Source organism: Devosia sp. (assembly GCF_040509215.1).
Classification (GTDB): Bacteria; Pseudomonadota; Alphaproteobacteria; order Rhizobiales; family Devosiaceae; genus Devosia.
Window position 1 is genome coordinate 1 of record NZ_JBEVLL010000081.1, and the last position, 9,168, is coordinate 9,168.

At 62.1% G+C, this 9,168-nt stretch carries 8 protein-coding genes and 1 pseudogene; 6 read left to right on the forward strand and 3 right to left on the reverse strand.

Annotated elements, in window-relative coordinates:
- Positions 1 to 286: pseudogene (locus ABW043_RS04545) on the reverse strand (ABC transporter substrate-binding protein); the annotation flags it as partial.
- A complete protein-coding gene (locus tag ABW043_RS04550; protein WP_353920046.1) occupies positions 283 to 957 on the reverse strand; it encodes a helix-turn-helix domain-containing protein in 675 nt (224 codons plus the stop codon). The pseudogene ABW043_RS04545 and the gene ABW043_RS04550, both read right to left, overlap by 4 nt.
- Before the next feature lie 201 nt (positions 958 to 1,158).
- Between ABW043_RS04550 and ABW043_RS04555 the strand changes: the two genes are divergently transcribed.
- The 5 genes from ABW043_RS04555 to ABW043_RS04575 are packed head-to-tail and all read left to right on the forward strand — an operon-like array spanning position 1,159 to position 5,135.
- Positions 1,159 to 2,160: an ABC transporter permease gene (locus ABW043_RS04555; protein WP_353920052.1), complete on the forward strand. Its 1,002-nt coding sequence runs from the start codon at positions 1,159 to 1,161 to the stop codon at positions 2,158 to 2,160.
- The gene (locus tag ABW043_RS04560) at positions 2,160 to 3,062 is read left to right on the forward strand and encodes an ABC transporter permease (RefSeq protein WP_035081519.1); all 903 of its coding nucleotides are present in this window, start codon (positions 2,160 to 2,162) and stop codon (positions 3,060 to 3,062) included. Before ABW043_RS04555 ends, ABW043_RS04560 begins: the two co-directional genes overlap by 1 nt.
- Positions 3,059 to 3,892, forward strand: coding sequence for an ABC transporter ATP-binding protein (locus tag ABW043_RS04565; protein WP_353920047.1), 834 nt, complete (start codon positions 3,059 to 3,061; stop codon positions 3,890 to 3,892). Before ABW043_RS04560 ends, ABW043_RS04565 begins: the two co-directional genes overlap by 4 nt.
- Positions 3,889 to 4,620 carry an ABC transporter ATP-binding protein gene (locus ABW043_RS04570; protein WP_353920048.1) on the forward strand — a complete coding sequence of 244 codons (732 nt, stop codon included), beginning with the start codon at positions 3,889 to 3,891 and terminating at the stop codon, positions 4,618 to 4,620. The genes ABW043_RS04565 and ABW043_RS04570 overlap by 4 nt, the downstream gene beginning before the upstream one ends.
- A gap of 23 nt (positions 4,621 to 4,643) precedes the next feature.
- Entirely contained in the window at positions 4,644 to 5,135 is a 492-nt protein-coding gene (locus tag ABW043_RS04575) for a GAF domain-containing protein (RefSeq protein WP_353920049.1), read from the forward strand.
- Positions 5,136 to 5,195: 60 nt separating this feature from the next.
- Here the strand turns inward: ABW043_RS04575 and putA are convergent, their stop codons facing one another.
- Positions 5,196 to 8,567: a bifunctional proline dehydrogenase/L-glutamate gamma-semialdehyde dehydrogenase PutA gene (gene putA / locus ABW043_RS04580; protein ID WP_353920050.1), complete on the reverse strand. Its 3,372-nt coding sequence runs from the start codon at positions 8,565 to 8,567 to the stop codon at positions 5,196 to 5,198.
- 120 nt (positions 8,568 to 8,687) lie between these two features.
- Between putA and ABW043_RS04585 the strand changes: the two genes are divergently transcribed.
- Positions 8,688 to 9,155: an Lrp/AsnC family transcriptional regulator gene (locus tag ABW043_RS04585; RefSeq protein WP_353920051.1), complete on the forward strand. Its 468-nt coding sequence runs from the start codon at positions 8,688 to 8,690 to the stop codon at positions 9,153 to 9,155.
- Positions 9,156 to 9,168 lie beyond the last annotated feature (13 nt).

The following is a 9,168-nucleotide window of genomic DNA, read 5'->3' on the forward strand; positions in this document are numbered from 1 at the left end:
TGGTGAAGGTCAGCGACTTGGCGGCTTCGTCAGCAGTCCATTCCGAAGCAAGGCCGGGCGCGAGAACGGTGGTGTCCTCGGCGGCGTACTGCACCAGGTGGTCATAAAGGTTGGCGTTGATTTCGCCGGCCGAGAATTCATAGGCCTGGGCTGGATCGAGCGCGACGATATCGTCGATGTTCTGGGCAATCACCAGGGCATCGGCCGGGGTAGCGGCATAGACTGCGCCCGCTGCCAGCGGCAGGCTGAGCGCGGATGCCAAGAGGGCAGCGCGGAAGAGTTTCATGTGCGTTTCTCCTTTGAAATGACTTTTTTGCGGACCGGCTTGTTGACGCCGGTTTTGGGTTTCGCGACCACCTGACGCGACGGACGCGCCGTGGAGCGGAAGAGTGCGAGCGTGCCGGTCCAGAGGAGCTTGGCAGGCTGATCGGTGTGATTGGCCCAGGAATGGGGGCGATTGCCGCGGAAATGGAGGCTATCGCCCGCGCTCATCACCATTTCCTCGCCATCGAGGCGCTGAGTGATCGAGCCATCGAGCACGTAGAGGATTTCTTCGCCCTCATGCGACACCGTTTCCGAGCGATAGCCGGGCGGCACGAGCATGATGAAGCTTGAAAGCTGGTTGCCGGGAAAGTCGGCGCCAAGACGCTCGTAGATGATGGACGAGCCATCGAGCGAGAAGCGATTGCGGTCCCCTGCCCGCGTCAGCGCATTGTGTGGCGCCGGGGCGGAAACGAAATATTCGATGGAAACGCCGAGGGCCCGCGCGATCTGGGCGAGCGTGCCGAGCGAGGGCGTGGCATGGTCGCGTTCGACCTGGCTGAGATAGCCCACCGAAACCTCGGCCACGGCCCCCAGATCCATCAGCGTCATATGCTGCTGTCGACGGCGCGCACGGATGAGCGCACCCACCTTCGGGTGCCCCTGCTCCACTTCTGCGAGAGCGCTCTGTGCCATCCATCCCACCAAAATTTTTTTGATATAAGCAAAGTTTCTTGTATGGTGAAAGGGAAATGTGAAGGTTTTGCAACCCGTCGGCAAACTGGTCGACGGCGCTAGAACCCTGTTCTTACAAGAGGATTTCGTGTGACGACTGAACAGCCGGCGCTGACCTCGCCACCGCCAGAAAAACTAACGAGCAAGCGCAGAAGACGACAAATCGGCGCCGTCGCGACCTTTCTCGTTACGCTTTTCCTCACTTTTTTGGGCCTGCTTGCCATCACCTTCTTCATCGGGCGCGTGATCCCGATCGATCCGGTGCTGGCCGTGGTCGGCGACCGTGCCACACAGGCGCAGTATGATGCGGCCAAGATCGCCATGGGCCTCGATCAGCCGCTCTACATGCAGTTCATCAGTTACGTCGGCAATGTTTTTACCGGCAATCTGGGCATGTCGGTGTCGACCGGTCGTCCGGTTGCGGCCGATCTCAGCCGCTTCTTCCCCGCCACGTTCGAAATGGCGACGCTGGGCATTCTCATCGGCGTCGCGATCGGTGTGCCGCTTGGGGTGACCGCTGCGGCGCGGCAGGGAACGTGGCTCGATCAGGCTATTCGCGTCGTCGGCCTACTCGGCTATTCCGTGCCCGCATTCTGGCTTGGGCTTGTCGGTCTCGCGATCTTTTACGCCCGGCTGCGCTGGGTTGGCGGACCGGGTCGACTCGACATCTTCTACGATGGTCTCGTCACGCCCATTACCGGCATGATCCTGATCGACAGCCTCGTGCAGGGTGAGTTCGATATTTTCTGGAACGCGGTCTGGCACATCGTGCTGCCGGCGTCCGTGCTGGGCTTTTTCAGCCTCGCCTATATCGCCCGCATGACGCGCAGCTTCATGCTCGACCAGTTGAGCCAGGAATTCGTCACCACGGCGCGCGTCAAAGGCGTGCCGGAGCGGATCGTCATTTGGCGCCACGCTTTTAATCCCATTCGCGTGCCGCTGATCACGGTTATCGGCCTTTCTTATGCGGGTCTGCTTGAAGGGTCGGTGATGATCGAGACGGTCTTTTCCTGGCCCGGTATCGGCAACTATCTGACGACGGCCCTGCTCAATGCCGACATGAACGCGGTGCTCGGCTCGACCCTGGTCATCGGCGCGGTCTTCATCGTCATCAATAAAGTTTCGGACGTGCTCTATCGCGTCCTCGATCCGAGGGCTCGCTAATGACGACGCGTGACTGGCTTCTCGCCGATTCCCCCACTTCGCGCTGGCAGGCCAATGCCGGCCGCGCTTATCGGGTGTTCACCGCCCTCCTCCGCAATCCGCTTTCGGTGCTGGGCGGTGTCATCATCCTCGTCCTGCTACTGACGGCCCTCTTTGCGCCGTGGATCGCGCCGTTTTCGCCGACCGGGCAGAACCTGAGCCAACGCCTCTTGCCGCCGTCGGGCGTCAACTGGATGGGCACGGATGAACTCGGCCGCGACATCTTCTCGCGCGTCGTCTGGGGTTCGCAGATCACGCTGACCATCGTTTTGCTGGTGGCGCTGATCTCGGCGCCGCTGGGGCTGCTGATCGGGGCTATCTCCGGCTATTTCGGTGGCTGGGTCGATCGCGTGCTGATGGGCTTTACCGACATCTTCCTGTCGCTGCCAAAACTGATCCTGGCGCTGGCCTTCGTGGCAGCGCTGGGGCCGGGCATCAACAATGCCATCATCGCCATCGCCATCACCTCCTGGCCGGCTTACGCGCGCATTGCTCGCGCCGAAACGCTGACCATTCGCAATGCCGAATATATCTCGGCGGTGCAGTTGGCTGGTGGCGGCCCGATCCGCGTGATCGTACAGCACATCCTTCCGCTCTGTACTTCGTCGATGATCGTGCGCGTGACGCTCGACATGGCCGGCGTGATCCTGACTGCGGCGGGCCTGGGCTTTATCGGCCTTGGTGCACAGCCGCCGCTGCCCGAGTGGGGCGCGATGATTTCGCGTGGCCGCACTTTCATTCTCGATCAGTGGTGGGTCGCGACCATGCCCGGCTTTGCCATCATCATCGTCTCGCTCGGCTTCTGCTTCCTTGGCGATGGCCTGCGCGACGTGCTTGATCCCAAGAGCGAGGGCAAGTCATGAGCACGCTCCTCGAAGTCGAAAATCTGCGCGTTTCGTTTCCGACCCATTCCGGTCGCGTTGAAGTCGTGAAGGGCCTGTCCTTTACCCTTGGCCGCGAGCGGCTGGGCATTGTGGGCGAGAGCGGGTCGGGCAAGTCGATGACGGGCCGTTCGATCCTCAAACTCATCCGCAAGCCGGGCGAAGTGACCGCCGACAAGCTGCGTTTTGAGGGGATCGACATCCTTGACCAGGACGAAAAGCAGATGCGCGCCATTCGCGGCGCCCGCATTTCCATGGTCATGCAGGACCCCAAATTCTCGCTCAATCCGGTGATGACCGTGGGCGAGCAGATCGCCGAAGCGCTGGTGACGCACCAGAAGCTCGGCCGCAAGGAAGTGCAGCAGCGCATTCTCGACATGCTTGTTGCCGTGCGCATCAATGATCCCGAGCGCGTGGCAAAGCTTTATCCGCACGAGGTTTCGGGCGGCATGGGCCAGCGCATCATGATCGCCATGATGCTGATCCCCGAACCGGAACTGCTCATCGCCGACGAGCCAACCTCGGCCCTCGACGTTTCCGTGCAGGCGCAGGTGCTGGACATCATCGACGACCTCGTGACCCGCAAGGGCATGGGCCTAATCCTGATCAGCCACGATCTGGCGCTGGTCAGCCGCTATTGCGACCGCATCCTGGTGATGAATTCGGGCCGCGTGGTGGAAGAATGTGCCGCGGGGCAGCTCGACCAAGCAAAGCACCCCTATGCGCGGGGGCTGCTGGCGGCCATGCCGGTGATCGACGAAACACGCGACGAATTGCCGGTGCTCGACCGGACACAATGGGCGGGCACATGAGCGCACTTACCCTCAAGAACCTCGACATTTCCTATGGCGACACCAAGGTCGTGCATGGGGTGAACCTCGACGTGCCGGAAGGCGAAAGCTTTGCCCTCGTGGGTGAAAGCGGCTCGGGAAAATCGACGATTTTGCGCGCCATTGCCGGGCTCGCGCCGGAATGGACCGGCGAGATTTCGGTGCTGGGCAAGCCGCGGACCCATGGCGTTGACCGGAATGTGTCGCGTCAGGTGCAGATGGTATTCCAGGACCCCTATGGGTCGCTGCACCCGCGCAAAACCATCGACTCCGCGCTCTCCGAGCCGCTTGCCATTCATGGCATCGGCAATCGTGGCGAGCGGGTCGAAGCGGTGCTGAAGCAAGTCGGTCTCGACCAGCGCTTTCGCTTCCGCTTCCCGCACCAGCTTTCGGGCGGCCAGCGCCAGCGTGTCGCCATTGCGCGGGCGCTGATGCTCGAACCCAAAGTCTTGTTGCTCGACGAGCCGACTTCGGCGCTCGACGTTTCGGTGCAGGCGGAAATCCTGAATCTCCTCAAACGCCTGCGCCGGGAACAGAACCTCACCTTCCTGATGGTGACGCATAACTTGCCCGTCGTGAGCTTCCTCTGCGACCGGCTAGCCGTGATGCGGCATGGGAAAATCGTCGAGATTGCCGACGTCACCCAGCTCAAGCAGGGCGACCTCAAGGAGCCCTATTCGCGCGAATTGCTCGCAGCGACGACCGCCTGATTTTTAGACCAAGGACTATTCGAATGACTGACCATTCCGCCGCCCTCGCTGCTTTTGACGCAGCCATTGCCGAGGCCAAGGGTGTTGAGGCGGCGTTTGCCGCGCTGCAGACGCTGACCGAAGCCACCGTGGGCGTGAAGCTTTTTACCTATATGACCGTCGACATGGCCAATGAACTGGCCCGCCGCGCCTATACCAGCGATGCCGTCAGCTACCCGACCTCGGGCACCAAACCGATCCATTATGACGCCTGGTTCGACATCGTGCACAAGCAGCACGCCTATTTCGTCGCCAACACCATCGAAGACATCTCCAAGGTGTTTCCGGATTATGAGCTGATCAACTCGCTTGGCTGCCAGTCGGTGGTGAACATGCCTGTCATCCTTGGCGGCGAACTCGTTGGTACGGTCAACATGCTGCACGAGACGGATTTTTACACGCCGGAACGTGTTGATGAGATCCAGGCCGTGCTGTCGATCCCGGCCAAGCTTGCTGCGGCAGTTGCTGCACGCTGATTTTCTATCAAGAATAACATAGAGATTGAGGCCCGCAGCTGATGCTGCGGGCCTTTTCTTTTAGCTCGCCGTAGCGATCAGCGTAGCATTGCCGCCGGCCGCCGTGGTGTCGATGCAGACGTGGCGTTCGTGCTGCAGGCGGGCAACATCCTCGGTAGTGGTCAGCACCGGCAGGATCGGGCCGTCGCGACCGGCGAGGGTTTTGCGGATGGTCGACAGCGTCGCGTCATCGCCGAACCAGGCGACGGCGTCGAACGTGGTCGCAACACCAAGCATGTCCTTGTCTAGCGAGGCGACCAGCGGCACGCAGCCGGCCTGGCCGGCCATGACCTTCTGGGCCGAGATATCGGCTTCGGTCGGGCCGAGGCACAACAGGGTGCCGCGCGGCGAGACGTGGAGCACATTGCTTTCGCCTGTTGGGCCCGGCAGCGTCTCGGCGGCAGCCTGCAGGCCGGAATGGCCCTTGGTGAAGCGCGCGACATAGTGCGGGCCGCCAGCCTTGGGCCCGGTGCCCGAGAGGCCCTCGCCACCAAAGGGCTGGGAGCCAACGACGGCGCCGATCTGGTTGCGGTTGACGTAGATATTGCCGGCATGGACGGCGGCCGAGACCTTCTTCACCCGGCTCGAAATGCGGGTGTGCATGCCGAAGGTGAGGCCGTAGCCGGAGGCGTTGATGGCGTCGATGACGCTGTCCAATTCGTCAGCCTTGAAGGTCGCGACGTGCAGCACGGGTCCGAAGATTTCTTCCGGAATTTCCTCGATGCCACCGACCTTTACCACCGTAGGCGCAACGAAGGTGCCAGATGCCGGCGCCTTCATGGCGTGAATCACCTTTGCCTTGTTAAAATCCACATAGGACTGGATTTTCTTGCGCGCCGGCTCGTCGATGATCGGGCCGATATCGGTGGCGAGATCCCAGGGATTGCCGAGGGTCAGTTCGTCCATCGCGCCCTTGAGCATTTCCACGGTCCGCTCGGCGGCATCTTCCTGAACATAGAGAACGCGGAGCGCCGAACAACGCTGGCCCGCTGACTGGAAAGCCGAGGCGAGGATATCGCGCACGGCCTGTTCGGGCAGCGCGGTCGAGTCGACGATCATGGCGTTGAGACCGCCGGTTTCGGCAATCAGCGGCGCCTTGGCGTCGACATGCTCTGCCATGGCCCGATCGATACGGTGTGCGGTCGGCAGCGAGCCGGTGAAGGCAACGCCGGCAATACGCGCATCCGAAGTCAGCGCCGTGCCGACATCGGGGCCGCCCGGCATGAGCTGGATGGCATCGGTCGGAATACCCGCTTCGTGCATGAGCTGCACGGCGCGGAAGGCGATGAGCGGGGTCTGCGGCGCCGGCTTTGCCACCACCGGATTACCGGCGACGAGCGCTGCGGCGATCTGGCCGGAGAAGATGGCGAGCGGGAAATTCCAGGGCGAGATGGCGACAAAGGGACCGCGGGCTGCGGCCAGGGGCTTGGTCTCGGCTTCGGCCGCATAGTAGCGCAGGAAGTCGACGGCCTCGCGGACTTCGGCAATGGCATCCGCCCACGACTTGCCGGCTTCACGGGCCAGTAGCGCAAAAAGTTCGGCGCGGTTGGCTTCGTAGAGGTCCGCGGTCTTGCGCAGGAGTTCAGCGCGGGTGCCCACGGCAGTCTGCGACCACTTGCTGGCGATGGCGGCAGAGATCGCTGCAGTCACGCCCTTGGCCGAGGCCGAAACGACTTGGCCAACAATGTCAGTGGGGTCTGCAGGGTTGATGACCGGAGTAGTCTCGTTCGACGCCTCGGCGACCGGAAGCGGCGTTGCCAGCCACTGGGTCTTGCAGAAGGTTTCGCGGGCAGCTTTGACGGCGCCAAAGGCAACCGGGTCGGTCAGGTCGAGACCAGCCGAATTGCGGCGTGCGCCGAAGACGGCGTCGGGCAGCGGGATGTTGGGGTTGGCAAAGCCATCGAGCGAGAGGAGCTTGGTGATCGGGTCTTCGGCCACCTTGGCGGCCGGGATGTCTTCGTCGGCGATCTGGTAGACGAAGGAGCCATTGGCGCCGTTTTCGAGCAGACGGCGCACGAGATAGGCCAGCAGATCCTTGTGCGGACCGACGGGCGCATAGATGCGTGTGGTCGTGCCATGATTGGTGCGCAGCACTTCGTGCAACCGCTCGCCCATGCCGTGGAGGCGCTGGAATTCATAGGTATCGTTGAGGCGACCGGCTTCGGCGGCGAGATGCAGCACGGCGGCGGCGGTGTGCGCATTGTGCGAGGCGAACTGGGGGTAGATGCGCTTCTTGGAGAAGAGTTTCCGGGCCGCAGCGATATAGCTGACGTCGGTGATGGCCTTGCGGGTGTAGACCGGGAAACCCGGCAGGCCGAGCACCTGGGCGCGCTTGATTTCGGCGTCCCAGTAGGCGCCCTTGACGAGGCGAACCATGATCTTGCGATCGTACTTTTCGGCCGTGGCTTCGAGCCAGTCGATCAGCGGCAGGACGCGCTTGCCATAGGCCTGCACGACGACGCCAAAGCCTTCCCAACCGGCGAGTTCGGGCGTCGCCAAAACGGCTTCGATGATTTCCATCGAGAGATCGAGACGGTCGGCTTCTTCGGCGTCAATATTGAAGCCCATATTGGCTTCACGGGCGGCGATTGCCAGTTTCCGAGTCGCATCAACGAGTTCGGTCAGCACGCGCTCGCGCTGCGCGAACTCGTAGCGCGGATGCAGCGCCGAAAGCTTTACCGAGATGCCCGGATTGTCGCGCACGGCCGAAGAGGTGCAGTGCGGCGCCAGCGTCGCGATGGCGTCCGAGTAGGCCTTGAAATAGCGCTCTGCGTCTTCGGCCGTCCGCGCGGCCTCGCCCAGCATGTCGTAGGAGTAGCGATAGCCCAATGACTCCGGCTTCTTCGCATTGGTGACGGCTTCGTCGATGGTACGGCCGAAAACGAACTGGCTGCCGAGGAGGCGCATGGCCTGGCCGACGGCGGTGCGGATGACCGGTTCGCCCAGGCGGGCAATGGCGCGGTGGAGCGCATTCTTGGGGCCCACTTCGGGATCGCCCAAGACGTCAGCAGTCAGGTTCAGCGCCCAGGACGAGAAATTGACCAGCGTGTTCGACGACCCACCGAAATGGCTGGCCCAATCGGAACCGCCGACCTTGTCGTGGATCAGCGCATCGACGGTTTCCGCATCAGGCACACGCAGCAGCGCTTCGGCCAGAGACATCAGCGCCACGCCTTCGTCGGTTGCGAGACCATATTCGGCAAGGAAGCTTTCCATCAGCCCGAGCTTGTTGCCGGTGCGAACCGCGGTCACCAGTTTCTCGGCATGGCCGGAAATGGACTGGCGCTGAACTGCATCGAGGCCGGTGGCCTCGATAAGCTGAGGCACAAGGATGTTTTCATCCGCATAGATGCGGTTGCGCATGGTGTCGCGAAAGGCGGTCGTGTCGGTCATGGAAGAGCACTCAAAAGCGTTGCCTTAAAATGCCAGAAGCCAGGAAGTCGTTTCGCCTATTTATGTGGCCGCCTCGCGACGACAGTGGTAATTTTGACCCTTCAGACAGGCGAAGAGACCATGAAAACAGTCATTCTCGAAACTTTAGACCAGATCGACCGGAAGATTCTGGACGAGTTGGCGCGCGATGGCCGTTTGAGCGTCGCTGAACTGAGCCGCAGGGTCAATCTTTCCAAGACGCCGTGCCAGGCGCGGATCAAGCGCCTCGAGGCCGAAGGCTATATTCTCGGCTACCGCGCCGTCATCGATCCTGAGCGCCTGGGCCTGCCCCATGTTGCCTTCGTGGAGGTCAAACTTTCCGACACGCGCAAGGCCGCGCTAGCGGCTTTCAACAAGGCGGTCCGCGCCCTGCCCGAGGTCGAACAGGCGCATATGATCGCCTCGAGCTTTGACTATCTGCTCAAGGTCCGCACCAAGGACATCGCCGCCTATCGAGAAGTGCTGGGGGAAAAAATCTCGGCCCTGCCCCATGTTGCCCATACCAGCACGCATGTCTCGATGGAGGCGGTTAAGGACGACGCCGAATAGTTCTGCGAATTCA